Annotated in this window: 11 protein-coding genes, 1 other RNA gene and 1 other annotated feature; of the genes, 1 reads left to right on the forward strand and 11 read right to left on the reverse strand. The window is 42.3% G+C overall.

Annotated elements, in window-relative coordinates; translation table 11 throughout:
* Positions 1-74: 74 nt before the first annotated feature.
* The 4 genes from ssrS to LD028_RS15975 all read right to left on the reverse strand — a co-directional run bounded on the left by ssrS (position 75) and on the right by LD028_RS15975 (position 4995).
* Positions 75-267, reverse strand: a non-coding RNA gene (gene ssrS, locus LD028_RS15960) — 6S RNA.
* A 50-nt stretch (positions 268-317) separates the two neighbouring features.
* Positions 318-2096: an aspartate--tRNA ligase gene (gene aspS, locus LD028_RS15965; protein ID WP_237812338.1), complete on the reverse strand. Its 1779-nt coding sequence runs from the start codon at positions 2094-2096 to the stop codon at positions 318-320.
* Positions 2097-2107: 11 nt separating this feature from the next.
* On the reverse strand, positions 2108-3379 hold the full coding sequence (gene hisS, locus LD028_RS15970; RefSeq protein WP_237812339.1) for a histidine--tRNA ligase: 1272 nt from the start codon (positions 3377-3379) through the stop codon (positions 2108-2110).
* Between the two features lie 52 nt (positions 3380-3431).
* Positions 3432-3659 (reverse strand) — a binding site (T-box leader).
* Positions 3660-3711: 52 nt separating this feature from the next.
* Positions 3712-4995: an N-acetylmuramoyl-L-alanine amidase family protein gene (locus LD028_RS15975; protein WP_237812340.1), complete on the reverse strand. Its 1284-nt coding sequence runs from the start codon at positions 4993-4995 to the stop codon at positions 3712-3714.
* 132 nt (positions 4996-5127) lie between these two features.
* On the opposite strand from LD028_RS15975, the gene LD028_RS15980 reads away from it, so the two are divergent.
* Entirely contained in the window at positions 5128-5301 is a 174-nt protein-coding gene (locus LD028_RS15980) for a hypothetical protein (RefSeq protein ID WP_006320494.1), read from the forward strand.
* Positions 5302-5337: 36 nt separating this feature from the next.
* Here the strand turns inward: LD028_RS15980 and dtd are convergent, their stop codons facing one another.
* From dtd to LD028_RS16015, 7 genes are all read right to left on the reverse strand, one after another.
* Entirely contained in the window at positions 5338-5778 is a 441-nt protein-coding gene (dtd, locus tag LD028_RS15985; RefSeq protein WP_237812341.1) for a D-aminoacyl-tRNA deacylase, read from the reverse strand.
* A gap of 14 nt (positions 5779-5792) precedes the next feature.
* On the reverse strand, positions 5793-7991 hold the full coding sequence (locus tag LD028_RS15990; RefSeq protein ID WP_004889286.1) for a RelA/SpoT family protein: 2199 nt from the start codon (positions 7989-7991) through the stop codon (positions 5793-5795).
* Positions 7992-8095: 104 nt separating this feature from the next.
* Positions 8096-8608, reverse strand: coding sequence for an adenine phosphoribosyltransferase (locus LD028_RS15995; RefSeq protein ID WP_004889284.1), 513 nt, complete (start codon positions 8606-8608; stop codon positions 8096-8098).
* Positions 8574-10934: a single-stranded-DNA-specific exonuclease RecJ gene (recJ, locus tag LD028_RS16000; protein ID WP_237812342.1), complete on the reverse strand. Its 2361-nt coding sequence runs from the start codon at positions 10932-10934 to the stop codon at positions 8574-8576. The genes LD028_RS15995 and recJ overlap by 35 nt, the downstream gene beginning before the upstream one ends.
* 53 nt (positions 10935-10987) lie before the next feature.
* Positions 10988-11881, reverse strand: coding sequence for a cation diffusion facilitator family transporter (locus tag LD028_RS16005; RefSeq protein WP_237812343.1), 894 nt, complete (start codon positions 11879-11881; stop codon positions 10988-10990).
* An 82-nt stretch (positions 11882-11963) separates the two neighbouring features.
* Complete coding sequence (gene secDF / locus LD028_RS16010; protein WP_237812344.1) at positions 11964-14210, reverse strand: protein translocase subunit SecDF; 2247 nt, start codon at positions 14208-14210, stop codon at positions 11964-11966.
* Positions 14211-14305: 95 nt separating this feature from the next.
* Entirely contained in the window at positions 14306-14584 is a 279-nt protein-coding gene (locus tag LD028_RS16015) for a post-transcriptional regulator (RefSeq protein WP_216366178.1), read from the reverse strand.
* Between the last annotated feature and the right edge of the window lie 64 nt (positions 14585-14648).

Raw genomic sequence — 14648 nt, forward strand, 5'->3', positions numbered from 1 at the left:
CATGCATTATGGCACAAAAAAAGCCTCAACGTAAAGCATGTTCTTTACGTCAAGGCTTTATTCGTTTTTGTTTCCTAAGTCCCAATCGTGCCGTCGCTGATGGCCTTTGTTTTGAACCCGCTCTCTCACAGGTGGGTGCCCTGTTTCAAGCTTATGTACGTCCTCTCTATGTAAATGAGGCATGTACGCCACCTGAAAACCCGGGCTCCCGTATCACACATTGTTCGGTCAAAACAATAGGTGATACGACAAACACATCAGGACTTGTTGTTACTTGTATGTTAGCACACTTCGAACGTATTTGCAACGTTACAAATTTAGTCTACTTTTTGAACGTCTTTGATTCGCAAATGTAATTCTTCTAATTGCTCTTCGCTAACTGCACTTGGCGCTTCCGTTAACAAGCAACTCGCGCTCGCTGTTTTCGGGAAGGCAATTGTATCACGTAAATTCGAACGCCCCGCAAGCAACATGACAAGCCGGTCTAATCCAAGCGCAATTCCCCCATGTGGAGGCGTACCGTATTCAAACGCTTCGAGCAAAAAGCCAAACTGTTCACGCGCTTGTTCTTCAGTAAAACCGAGCGTTTTAAACATTTTTTCTTGTATATCCCGCTCGAAAATACGGAGTGAACCTCCACCTAACTCATATCCGTTTAACACAAGATCGTACGCTTGTGCACGAATGCTTGCTGGGTCTGTTTCAAACTTTGGCACATCTTCACGAACAGGCATGGTAAACGGATGATGCGCCGCATAATAGCGACCTTCTTCTTCGTCGTATTCAAACAGTGGCCAATCTGTAATCCATAAGAAATGAAATGCTGATTCGTCAATCAACTGCAAATCTTTTCCTAACTTTAAACGCAATGCACCAAGCGCATCGGCAACAACCGATTTTTTATCAGCGACAAATAACAATAAGTCAGCCGTTTCTGCTTCAAGTGTTTGCATCATTTGTTTTTGTTCATCTTCATTGAAAAACTTAGCAATTGGACCTTTTAAACCGTCTGCTTCAACTTTCAACCAAGCTAATCCTTTTGCTCCATAACGAGCAACATATTCTGTTAATGCATCAATATCTTTACGCGAATATTTATCCGCAGCACCTTTCACATTGATCGCCTTCACTTGTCCACCGTTTTGCACCGCGCTTGCAAACACTTTAAACCCGCAATCTTTCACTTGCTCGGATAAATCAACAAGCTCAAGCCCAAAACGCGTATCTGGCTTGTCCGAACCGTAACGCGCAATCGCTTCATCGTATGACATGCGCGGGAACGGAATAGAGATGTCGACTCCTTTTGCGACTTTCATGACGCGCGCCATCATTCGCTCGATCATTGCTAAAATATCGTCTTGACTCATAAACGATGTTTCAATATCGACTTGTGTAAATTCTGGTTGACGATCAGCACGTAAATCTTCATCGCGGAAACAACGAGCGATTTGATAGTATCGTTCAAAGCCAGCGACCATTAATAATTGTTTAAAAATTTGCGGCGATTGTGGTAACGCATAAAACTCGCCTGGATGTACACGGCTTGGAACTAAGTAATCGCGCGCCCCTTCTGGCGTACTTTTCGTTAAAATTGGCGTTTCTACTTCTAAAAAGCCTTCTTCGTCTAAAAAGTCGCGAATCGCTTTCGTTACTTGATGGCGCATTTGAAACGTCTGGAACATCACCGGGCGACGCAAATCTAAGTAGCGATATTTTAAGCGAACGTCTTCAGATACATCTGTTTTATCTGAAATCGGAAACGGCGGCGTTTTTGCTTCACTTAAAATCGTCACGTGCGTCGCATGCACTTCAATTGTTCCAGTCGGTAAATTCGGATTAACTTGTCCTTCTTCCCGTTGAACGACCGTTCCTTCTACGTCTAACACGTATTCGCTACGAATTGTTTCTGCTACTTGCAACGCCTCTTTTGACACATCTGGGCTAAATACAATTTGCACAATACCTGTACGGTCGCGCAAGTCGATAAAAATAAGCCCTCCGAGATCGCGACGTTTTTGCACCCATCCTTTTAAGCGCACCGTTTGACCGATCGCCATATTTGTTACTTCTCCACAATAATGCGTCCTTCCGAACATACTTTCCCCTCCTATTTCAATACGTTTTCCATATGTGAAACAAATGTGTCAAGAGGCACTTCTTGCTGCTCTCCCGTTGCCATATGTTTTACGTTAATGACACCTTTTTGCAATTCATCTTCACCTAAAATTGCAACATACGTCGCATGTAAACGGTCTGCGGCTTTAAGCTGTGCTTTCACTTTTCGATCTTGATAATCTTTTTCTGCCGAAATGCCTTCTTTACGTAGCGCAGCAACGAGCGCAACCGCTTCTTCTTTCGCTTGTTCACCTAAAGCTACAACATAACAGTCAATTCCTTCTGAAATCGGTAACGAAATACCCTCGGCCTCTAATGCAGCAAGCAAGCGCTCAATGCTTAAAGCGAATCCGATCCCTGGCGTTTCCGGTCCGCCAATTTCTTGAACGAGACCGTTATAACGCCCACCGCCACATAGCGTCGTAATGGCGCCAAACCCTTCTGCCTCGCTCATAATTTCAAATGCCGTATGATTGTAATAGTCTAAACCGCGCACAAGCCGTGAATCGACTTCAAATGCGATGCCAAGTTTCTGTAAATACATTTGCACTTTTTCAAAATATGTGCGCGACTGTTCATTTAAGTAATCAAGAATCGATGGGGCAGTACGCATCAGTTCGTGGTCGCGATCTTTTTTACAGTCTAAAATGCGCATTGGATTTTTATGTAACCGTGCTTGGCAATCATCACAAAACTCATGAATGCGAGGTTGGAAATGATCGATGAGCGCTTGGCGGTGCGCTTTTCTACTTTCAACATCACCTAAACTATTGATGACAAGTTTCAGCTTTTTCAATCCGAGCGTGTGGTAAATGTCCATCGCTAAAGCGATGACTTCAGCATCAATCGCAGGATCGTTACTTCCGAGTGCTTCGACACCAAATTGGACGAACTGACGAAAACGACCTGCTTGCGGACGTTCGTAACGGAACATCGGCCCCATGTAATACAATTTCACTGGCTGATTCGGGTAGCCATACATTTTATTTTCAACAAATGAGCGAACAACCGCTGCTGTTCCTTCTGGACGAAGCGTTAAACTTCGACCGCCACGATCTTCAAATGTGTACATTTCTTTTTGAACAATATCCGTTGTATCACCGACACCGCGTAAAAACAGCTCCGTATGTTCAAAAATGGGGGTGCGAATTTCTTGATAATTGTAACGACGGCAAAGTTCGCGCGCAATGTGTTCAATATATTGCCATTTTGCTGCTTGTTCGGGCAAAATGTCTTGCGTTCCGCGCGGAATTTGAAATGACATATGTTTCCCTCCTTCAGTTTTTATGCAAATAAAAATCTCCCACCCCTAATAAATTAGGGACGAGAGACGAGTTCCCGTGGTGCCACCCTAGTTGAAGCGCATGCTTCCACTTTCATCCGATAACGCCCGGAAAGCGTTCTCTCCTACTGACTGACGCGTTCAAAGAGAAACCTACGGAGTGTTCGTTCGTTAAGTCATCATGGAGAAATGCTTCCAGCCTACGGCATTTCCTCTCTGGCCATGTGTACTCTTAACTACTTTTCTCCATCATCGGCGAGATGTTGAATTTTCTTTTTATATTACGTACGAACAAACCATTTGTCAAGATGGCCTTATTTTCCGAAATACTGAAGCAATCCATTGCAAATCGCCTCTGTCGCTGCTTGTTGATAGTCTTGTGACATAACAAACAACTCTTCATTCGGATTGCTTAAATAGCCAAGTTCAAGCAATACAGAAGGGCGACTATTTTCGCGCAACACATGGTAATTGCCACTTCGAACCCCGCGTTGCTGAATGCCTGTTAGACGGCTCAGCGGATCAAACATCGCATTAGCGAGCGAACGATCAATTGATTTATAGTAATATATCGTTAAACCACTTGCCGTGCGGTTTAATGCGCTATCGTAATGAATGCTAATAAACGCATCTGCTTGATGTTTCCCCGCTATGTAGACACGCTCACTAAGCGATAAAAAGCGATCATCTTCGCGTGTGAAAATGACGTTCGCCCCCATTTGCTTTAGTTTTTCACCTAACAACAATACCGTTTGTAACGTTAACATTTTTTCAATTGTTCCGTTGACTCCAGTCGCCCCATAATCTTTTCCACCATGCCCTGCGTCAATGACAATCGTTTTCCCTACAATCGTTTTTTGAGAAGGCGTAGGTTTCTTTGTTACTTGAACGATCCATTCTGCGACATAACCGATCGTTTGTGCATCTACTTGTATGACGTACCATCGTCCTTCTTTTCGAATGACTGCAAACTGGTCGCCACGTTTTGCTTTAGTAATGATAGAGGACTGTGTTGAAGCAGCAGAACGAATATTTGTATTGTCATATAACATTTGGACGTATGTATTTTGTTCTGCATTTTGTTCTGCATTTTGTTCTTTATTTTGTTCTGTGTTTTTTTCAACATTTGCTATGTATGAGCGATGCACCCAACCTTCTTTTCCATCCCAACGCACATACATCCAATCCCCTTGTATCATCGTTGCCGTTCCTTTTTCGTTACGATTGACATACCCGATGATCGCATACGTCGTTCCTGGTCCTTTACGAAGTCGTAATCCGTCTGCTTGGCATACAACAAGTTGTTGTATTTGTTTTTTCTTTTCCATCTGTTCGTTTTGCATTTGCACGTATTTGCCGTACACCCAACCTGTCCGATTCGAAGCGAGCCGAATTTGCAGCCATTCCCCTCGCTTTTGAACGACAGCATATTGCTTTCCTTTCGCTACTTTTCCTTGCACCGGAAATGTCAATCCCGGACCTGTTCGTACGTTTAATCGGTCAACAACGATGCGCACGTTCATTGCTGCTGATGCTGTTTGAAAGATCATCAAGAAACAACAACAAATGAACAATGAAGCCATGAACGTTTTTTTCATGCTGTACATCCTCCTACGTTGTCAATGGTCGCTACTTTATTTCTTCACAAATAAACAAAATCCTTCTTTGAATGAAAAGGTAGAAAAATTGGGAATAATACGAAAGACATTTGATGCGAAAGGAGATTGATCATGCGCCATAGTGAAAAAGGGGAATTTATTCATTCACAATCCCCACTTATGCACGTCGATTTTCATTCATTTATTCAAAAAGAAAATGAGCTCACATCGTTTGAACTCGCTTCTGAATTCGGCCTTACCCTCCGTGACGTACAAAAAATAAAAAAACATTTAGCACGAGGATAAGAAAAAACCGGGCTCGTCCACATGCGAGCACGGTTTTTATTTGCTTTCAACGATGAGCGTCACAGGACCGACGTTCGTCAACGTTACATCCATCATGGCACCAAATACACCTGTTTCTACACGAATTCCTTTTTGACGCAATTGTTCATTAAACGCCTCATAAATGTGTTTCGCGTGTTCTGGTTTTGCTGCATCCATAAAGTTCGGTCTTCTTCCTTTGCGACAGTCTCCGTACAGCGTAAATTGCGAAATTGATAAAATCGCTCCGCCAACATCTATAAGTGATACGTTCATTTTTCCGTGTTCATCTTCAAATATGCGCAAATGAGCAATTTTATCGGCAACAAATGCTGCATCTTCCTCCGTATCATCATGCGTAATGCCAACTAACAAAACGAGCCCAAAATCAATTTCTCCGACTACTTCGCCAGCTACTGTGACTTTTGCATCTTTTGCGCGTTGAACGACAACTCTCATGGCGACAACCCTTTCTAATTCATGATCCGTCTAACTGAATAAATATCTGGAATTTGTTTAATGCGCTCCACCACTTTTTGAAGATGACTTACGTTATGAATAAAAATCGTCATATGAATCGTTGCCATTTTATTACGATGATCCGTTCTTCCAGATACAGCAGAAATGTTCGTTTTCGTCTCATTGACAGCTTGCAACACTTCGTTCAGCAAGCCACGTCGATCATATCCAGTAATTTCGATGTCGACTGTATATTCCCGTTGACAGTTTGCCCCGCTCTCCCATTGCACAGGAATAAGTCGCTCTTTTGCTTCTTCAACAAGCACGTTCGGGCAATCGGCACGATGAACAGAAACGCCACGTCCTTTTGTAATAAAACCGATAATTTCATCACCAGGCACCGGATTGCAACAGCGTGACAGACGAATAAGTAAATTGTCTACTCCTTCCACGCATACACCAAAATCGCGCTTTTTCATTGGAGTAATTGTCTTCGCCTCTTGCAGCATGTCCGATAAGCGTTTCGCTTGCTCTTCTAAATCGCGTTGTTTCCGCCACTTTTCTGTTAGACGATGCGCAACTTGGGCAGCTGTAATGCCGTTGTATCCAACAGCAGCATACATATCTTCTTCGTTAGCAAAATTAAATTTTTCCGCTACCCGTTTCATATTTTCAACAGTGAGCACTTCTTTGACATCAAAACCCATGTTGCGAATTTCTTTTTCGACAAGCTCTTTTCCTTTTTCAACGTTTTCTTCACGGCGTTGCTTTTTGAAAAATTGGCGAATTTTATTTTTCGCATGTGATGTTTGGGCGATTTTTAACCAATCTTGACTTGGGCCATATGAATGATTGGACGTCAAAATCTCAACGATGTCTCCTGTTTGAAGCGGATGATCGAGCGGCACCATTTTTCCGTTCACTTTTGCCCCAATCGTTTTATTTCCAATTTCTGAATGAATGCGATACGCAAAATCAATCGGCACCGAACCGGCTGGAAGCTCAATGACATCACCTTTTGGCGTAAAAACAAACACCATATCGGAAAATAAATCCATTTTCAACGTTTCGACAAACTCTTCGGCGTTGTTCGTTTCGTTTTGCCACTCAACAATTTCGCGAAACCATGCTAGTTTTTCTTCAAACGTATTTGGTCGAATCGTCTTTCCTTCTTTATACGCCCAATGGGCAGCAATTCCAAATTCCGCAATATGATGCATCTCAAACGTCCGAATTTGCACTTCAAGCGGTTCGCCTTTTGGTCCTACAACGGTCGTATGAAGCGATTGATACATATTTGGCTTCGGCATGGCAATATAATCTTTAAAACGCCCAGGCATCGGCTTCCAACATGTGTGGATGATCCCGAGTACCGCATAACAGTCTTTAATGCTTTCGACGATGATGCGCACAGCAAGCAAATCGTAAATTTCGTTAAATTGCTTATTTTGCAAAACCATTTTCCGATAAATGCTGTAAATATGTTTTGGACGTCCAGAAATTTCGGCCTGAATCCCGACTTCCTGTAACCGTGCACGCATTTCTTGGATGACTTCTTCTAAATATTGCTCACGTTCTGCCCGCTTTTTCTTCATCAAATTGACGATGCGATAATATTGTTGCGGATTTAAATAACGGAGCGCTGTATCTTCAAGCTCCCATTTAATTTTTGAAATTCCAAGCCGATGGGCAAGCGGCGCAAAAATTTCAAGCGTCTCATTCGCAATTCGGCGTTGTTTTTCGATCGGCAAATGTTTTAATGTGCGCATGTTGTGCAAACGGTCCGCCAACTTAATTAAAATGACTCGTATATCTTGCGCCATTGCTAAAAACATTTTGCGATGATTTTCTGCTTGTTGTTCTTCATGCGATTTATATTTAATTTTTCCGAGCTTCGTTACACCATCAACGAGCATCGCTACTTCTTTTCCGAATTCTCTTTCTAAATCTTCTTTCGTCACATGTGTATCTTCAACGACATCATGTAAAAATCCAGCCGCAATTGTCGCAGGGTCCATTTCTAAATCGACTAAAATCCCTGCCACTTGAATTGGATGAATGATATACGGCTCCCCAGACTTCCGATATTGCTCACGATGCGCTTCTTTCGCAAATTCATATGCCCGTTCGATAAACTGTACGTCGTCTTTCGACAAATAACGGCTCGCCTTTTCAATAACTTGTTCCGCCGTTAATACTTGTTCATTTGCCATGCAATCACCTTTTATTTTAAACGTATTTACAATATTATCATGAAAATTTTTTCAAATGTAAAGAGCAACGATGTGAAAAAGAGGAGCGTTTTGCCCCTCCTTCATTAAAATTGCATTAGCGTCAAAATATCGTATCCTTTTAATTTTTCGCGACCTTCTAAATATGTTAATTCAATCAAAAATGCAATCCCCGCGACAATGCCGCCGAGCTGTTCAACGAGCTTAATCGTCGCTTCAATCGTGCCACCTGTCGCTAGCAAGTCGTCTGTAATAAGAACGCGCTGTCCTGGCTTAATCGCATCTTTATGCATCGTTAATACGTCCTTGCCGTATTCTAAACCGTATTCGACACGAATGACTTCGCGAGGTAATTTTCCTTCTTTACGGACAGGGACAAATCCAACACCGAGCGCATAAGCAACTGGACAACCGATAATAAAACCACGCGCTTCTGGTCCAACAACGACATCAATTTTCTTTTCACGTGCGTAATTGACGATTTGATCTGTTGCGTACTTGTACACTTCCCCTTTATCCATAATTGTTGTAATATCTTTAAATTGAATGCCTGGTTTTGGGAAATCAGGAACAATCGTGACGTATTGTTTTAAATCCATTGACATTTTCCTCCTCATACAATGAATCAAACCAACGTTTCAGTTGGGAATAAGATGAGTATAAAAACATATGCTCGAGCTCTGCCTGCGCTTGTTTCAATCGGTAAGAAGGCGATTCCGTTAAATCCCGTTTTTGGACATCGCGAGCTAAAGAAACGATTCCGTTTTCAACAGTTATAAAGCCAAGCTCTTTAAACACTTGAATCATAAACAAAATCGTGTCTTTTGTCCATCCGCGCGAGCGAGCTAAGTCATCAGCGTAACGCCGCACATCAAACGGGCTACGCTTATGCAAAAAGGAATATAACCACTTAAAATGTTCACGCGTTGGCAATACGCTAAAGAAGTGATTCTCCCTTTGATAGAATAACGCATAAATGCGTTCAGGTAAACTACAACTTAATAAAACTTTAACGATTTGCTGTGACGGAGGCAAATCAAGAAAAACAATATACTTTCCACCTACATCAATTATCGCCTCTTGTTCGTTCGACACATATACAATTTCATCTGCATATGCCGACAATTGCAATGCGTCTACTGTGTCGCGATGAAAAGCGATCAATAACCGCTTTTCTTTCGGTAGCAACGCCATGAACTTACTTGGATGACGAATGTGACGCATATCAAACAATTGCCACTCATTCACTGCTATATCTTGAATCATTAACTGCGGCTTTCGAAAGTTGTTCCATTCGTTAATAGCAAGTTCTCCTACGATCGAAAGACGAACGTTCGGTGCAATTTCGTCACCGATGTTGCCAAAACCGAATCCGATCGCTTCTAACGTTTTTCCGTCTTCCGTTAACAACAATTTTAAGTGGTTTTGATCCGTTCCAATTTTTCGCAACGTATCGAGTTGCACATGTTGGAAAAGGACACGCGGCTTCGGATTCCCCATTCCAAACGGTGCAAGCCGATTCATTTGTTCGATAAGTTCAAGCGAAACGTCTGGGATGGAGCAACATAAATCGATGTGAGTGATAGGAATGAAATGTTCGTCCGTTAATTGTTGCTCCGCTGCTTCGTTTAGGCGACGACGTAATTCATCTACATCATGAAAAGAAAGCGTCATTCCGGCCGCCATCGGATGCCCGCCAAAATGCGGCAAAATATCGCGACAGTTTGACAAGTTCGCAAATAAGTCAAATCCCTCAATACTTCGCGCTGATCCTTTGGCTATTCCTTTTTCTTGATCAATGCTTAACACGATCGTCGGACGATAAAACTTTTCGACTAAACGAGATGCCACAATGCCAATAACACCGACATTCCATCCTTCTTTCGCCACAACTAATACACGATCATCTCTATAATGTTGCTCGACAAGTTGAATCGCTTCTTCGGTTATCTCGTTAACAAGTTGTTGACGTTCGCGGTTCATTGCATCAATTTGCTCCGCTAGCATGTCCGCTTCGTGTGCATCTGTCGTCAACAACAGCTGAACAGCTGGATCAGCGCAATCGAGACGTCCGGCGGCATTAACGCGCGGACCGATCATGAAAGCAATCGTATCTTCTGTCACAGCTGTATGTGATACGCCACATTGTTTACAAAGTGCCTGTAAACCGAGACGGTTCGTTTGACGAAATTGTTCAATGCCCAATCGAGCGAGTAAATGGTTTTCGTCTTGAAGCGGAACGAGATCGGCAATTGTCCCGATTGCAACAACGTCCAACCATTCATACGGCACGCGCCCGATAAGCGCATGAGCAAGCTTAAATGCTACGCCGACGCCAGCTAAATGTTTAAACGGATAATTCGGGCTTATTTTCGGATGGATCGTTGCGTACGCTTCCGGTAGTACCGGACCAGGTTCATGATGATCGGTAATAATTAAATCGATCCCAAGCTGTTTCGCTACGTTGGCTTCATGTAAAGCAGAAATGCCTGTATCGACTGTAATGATAAGCGAAACACCTTGTTGTTTTGCTAGCCGAAACGCTTGTTCATTTGGTCCGTATCCTTCTGTAAAACGATTCGGAATGTAAAAAGACACATTCGCTCCTTTTTCTCGTAATGCGCTGACCATGACGACTGTACTGCTTACTCCATCGGCATCATAATCACCGAAAACGAGAATATGTTCATCGTTTGTAATCGCTTTCTCTATTCGCTCAACCGCTTTTTCCATATCGTTTAATAAAAATGGTGAGTGAAACGATTGCTTTCGCTCAAAAAAAGAACGAGCGGCTTCAACGGTATGGTAGCCGCGGCTAACAAGCAATGAAGCAACGAGCGGAGTGATATGTAGCGCTTGCGCAATCATTTGCACTTGTTGCTCGTTTACTTGTTGAATATTCCAACGAGTTTTCGATGCTAACATGTCATTCACCCCTCAACCTTTTTATTATACAAAACAATAGGCTGAGGGGCAATTCATTGTTCATCGTACGGATTAATATGCACCATCACATTATGCACTTGCGGAAACGTCAGTAGCTTTTCTTTCACCCTTTTCCCGATCTCATGCGCTTCTAAAACTGTTAAATGTGGTGACACAGCAATTTTTAAATCGACAACAACATAATGCCCATGTTGACGAGCATAAAGTGAATCAATGCGTTTCACTTCAGAAAATGACAAAACCGCTTCGCGCAAGTTCACCGTCTCTTCTTCGTGCCACACGTGATCAAGCGCATGATGAATCGACTCTGCTCCTAACTGCCACGCCATTTTTAAAACGAGGAGCGAAACGAATAGCCCTGCAACGGGATCTGCATAAACGAGCCATGGTGCATGTAATGTTTCACCTAACATCGCGGCAACAATGCCAATGCATGCAGCAATCGAAGAAAAAACATCCGAACGATGCTCGTACGCATTAACGATAATCGCATCGCTTTTAATTTTTTTCCCTAACGCATATTTATAGCGAAACATCGCTTCTTTTACGATGATGGATAAGATGACCGCATATACAGCTATCATTTTCGGCGGTTCAATCGGGTGAAAAAATGAAGAAAAAGAAGATGTTCCAATTTCTATTCCGACGAGAAAAAGCAAAACCGCGACAATAATGGCAGCAATCGATTCCGCCTTCCCGTGTCCATACGGATGATCGTCATCAGGCGGTTGTTTTGCCGCCCGCAACCCAATCCATACCGCAAGTGAGCCTGCTACGTCAGAAGCGGAATGTACCGCATCAGCCATAAGCGCCTTACTGTTTGCGATCATCCCAATCCATCCTTTGATAACTGCTAAAACAACGTTGCCAACAACACCAACCATCGCGGCAAATTGAGCTTGGCGAAAGCGCGCTTGTTCATTCACCCCATTCGCTTCCTTTCCCTTTTGTTTTTTTTAGTGTATCCTATTCACGCCACGAAAAAACGTCGCGGCATGCGCCACGACGTTATACTTCTGGTTCTGCTTCTAGTTGGTCGCGTTTTTGCTTTCCTTTTTTCAATTGCTTTGCTTTCCAAATGAGCCACAGCTGTGCAGCAATGAAAAGCGAAGAATATGTGCCGGAAATTAAACCAGCAAGCAATGCGAATGAGAAATTGCGAATCGCTTCACTACCGAACAATAAAAGTGCGACAACGGTAAACATAACGGTTAAAACCGTATTTACAGAGCGTCCGAATGTTTGTTGTAATGCTTTGTTGACGACATCTTTTAAATCGTCAACCGTTTTTACTTTCCGCTTTTTCATCAAATAGCGAATGCGGTCAAATGTGACAATTGTGTCGTTAATGGAATAACCTACGATCGTTAACACAGCAGCGATAAATGTTAAATCAACTTCTAAACGTGTTAAGCTGAAGAAGGCGATGATAAAAAACGCATCATGCAATAGCGCAACAATAGCCGCAATCGCCATATACATTTCAAAGCGAACCGTTACGTAAATGATGATACCGATAGATGCAATGAGTACGGAAATAAACGCATTGCGCGCCAATTCTTTTCCGACTGTCGGCGATACGGTACTTACGTTCGGTTCTACCCCGTATTTTTCTTTAAAATGCGATTTTAACTTTGAAATTTCTTTTTGATCAAGTACCCCGAGAAAACGCACAATCGCCATTTCGTTGTTATTGCCAGACAGGACAATATCTTTCGGTTCGAGTTGTAATTGTTTTAACTCTTGCTTCACTTCTTCGGTCGTTAATGATTTTTCGCTCATTAAATCAACGCGCGTACCACTAGAGAAATCGATTCCTAAATTTAATTTAGCCGTTAGCAATAATACAAGCCCGATAGCAAACATGGCCCCTGAAATGATGAAAAATAGTTTGCTTCGTTTCACAAAATCAAGACGTGCAAACTTCGTCGGCACATCTGTATCATCTGTCACTTTCGCAATGTCTAACACGTCCTTCGGATTGACGCCAAAGTAATGTAGTTTTTTATCAAATAAACGGCTTTTCACCAATAAACCAAGCAATACACGCGTGCCATATACCGCTGTAATAAAGCTCGCCAAAATGCTAATAATGAGCATTGTCGCAAATCCTTTAACAGAGCTCGTCCCGTACACAAACAAAACAACACCGGCAATGATTGTTGTAATGTTTGCATCTAAAATCGTGCCGAAAGAACCGCGATTACCGATGCGATATGCTGACATGAGCGATTTTCCGAGCTTTAATTCATCTTTGATGCGCTCGTATGTAATAATGTTTGCATCGACTGCCATCCCAACACCTAAAATAAGTGCCGCAATGCCCGGTAGCGTCAATACACCGTTCATCCAATCGAAAACAAGTAAGATCACATAAATATATACACTTAATGTAACGACAGCAACAATTCCTGGAAGACGATAAAAAATGAGCATAAACAAAAAGACAAGGGCAATGCCGATAATGCCAGCAAAAATCGTTTTTTGTAACGCTTGTTCACCGAACTGCGCACCGACCGATGTTGAATAAATTTCTTTTAACTCAACAGGGAGCGCTCCGGCGTTTAATAAATCAGCTAATTGTTTTGCTTCTTCAACAGTGAAATTTCCAACGATTGAAACATCTGTCTGGTTGAACACTTCGTTCACTTGTGCTGCCGAAATAAACTTCGGATGCTCTTTTCCTACTTCTTTTGCATATGAGTCAACACCTTCTTCGAAATCGAGCCAAATGACAAGCACGTTGTTCGGTGCCATGCTTAATACTTTTTGTGTCACTTCTTTAAACTTGTTGGCGTCTTTTAATTGAATGGCAACGCTTGGTTTCCCTTTATCATCAAACGTTTGTTTCGCGCCCCCTTCAACGAGGTCGCTCCCATCCATTAATACGTTATCGTGTACATCGCGAAATGTTAACTTCGCCTCTGTAGATAAAATTTCACGGGCCTTATTTTGATCTTTCACTCCTGCTAATTGAACGCGAATACGATCGTTTCCTTCTACGTCAATGCGTGGTTCGCTCACCCCAAGCACGTTAATGCGTTTATTTAGGGCACTAACTGTGCTAAGCAACACGTCTTTCGTAATTTTTTCTCCTTCTTTTGTCGGCTTCACTTCATATAAAATTTCAAAGCCACCTTGCAAGTCTAAACCGAGTTTAATGTTTTTTACAATTTTCTCCGCTGTTGTTCCCATCATGCCGCCTAGTAAAACGACAAGAAGGAAAAAAGCAATGATGCGACTACGTTTTACCATAAAAATCCTCCTCTATTCTGGCATCTGCCAGAATTTTTACCAACAAAACAAATTATGAATGACAGTACACTTTCTGTCAATTTCCAAACGAACAATTAAAACAATTGTTCTAACTCGGAGAGCCCTTCTTCTGTAAACCAATGATCATGTTTTTGTTCCTTTTGAACGACATATGCCATGTAATCACTTGCACGCAATGATAAAATGTCGTTAACAAGTTCAAACAGCCGCTTTTCTTCTTTGTTTTTTTTCCATTTTTTCACCATCAAACAATTCCATACATCTTCAATCGTCGCTTGCTCATAACCGAGCAGTTTTAGTTCATCTACTTTACTTTGTAGCGCTGGCATTAATTGTTTTCGATCCACATTCATCTCCCCCATTTTGTCATGCTTGGCCAACATGTGCATATATTTCATTGTATAAAAGATGACCTCA

This window comes from Anoxybacillus sp. LAT27 (genome assembly GCF_022030075.1).
Lineage (GTDB): Bacteria > Bacillota > Bacilli > Bacillales > Anoxybacillaceae > Anoxybacillus > Anoxybacillus kestanbolensis.

Excerpts from the sequence above, each read along its gene's own strand:
- aspS (WP_237812338.1), bottom strand. The coding sequence starts at position 2,096 with ATGTTCGGAAGGACGCATTATTGTGGAGAAGTAACAAATATGGCGATC.
- hisS (WP_237812339.1), bottom strand. The coding sequence starts at position 3,379 with ATGTCATTTCAAATTCCGCGCGGAACGCAAGACATTTTGCCCGAACAA.
- LD028_RS15975 (WP_237812340.1), bottom strand. The coding sequence starts at position 4,995 with ATGAAAAAAACGTTCATGGCTTCATTGTTCATTTGTTGTTGTTTCTTG.
- LD028_RS15980 (WP_006320494.1), top strand. The coding sequence starts at position 5,128 with ATGCGCCATAGTGAAAAAGGGGAATTTATTCATTCACAATCCCCACTT.
- dtd (WP_237812341.1), bottom strand. The coding sequence starts at position 5,778 with ATGAGAGTTGTCGTTCAACGCGCAAAAGATGCAAAAGTCACAGTAGCT.
- LD028_RS15990 (WP_004889286.1), bottom strand. The coding sequence starts at position 7,991 with ATGGCAAATGAACAAGTATTAACGGCGGAACAAGTTATTGAAAAGGCG.
- LD028_RS15995 (WP_004889284.1), bottom strand. The coding sequence starts at position 8,608 with ATGGATTTAAAACAATACGTCACGATTGTTCCTGATTTCCCAAAACCA.
- recJ (WP_237812342.1), bottom strand. The coding sequence starts at position 10,934 with ATGTTAGCATCGAAAACTCGTTGGAATATTCAACAAGTAAACGAGCAA.
- secDF (WP_237812344.1), bottom strand. The coding sequence starts at position 14,210 with ATGGTAAAACGTAGTCGCATCATTGCTTTTTTCCTTCTTGTCGTTTTA.
- LD028_RS16015 (WP_216366178.1), bottom strand. The coding sequence starts at position 14,584 with ATGAATGTGGATCGAAAACAATTAATGCCAGCGCTACAAAGTAAAGTA.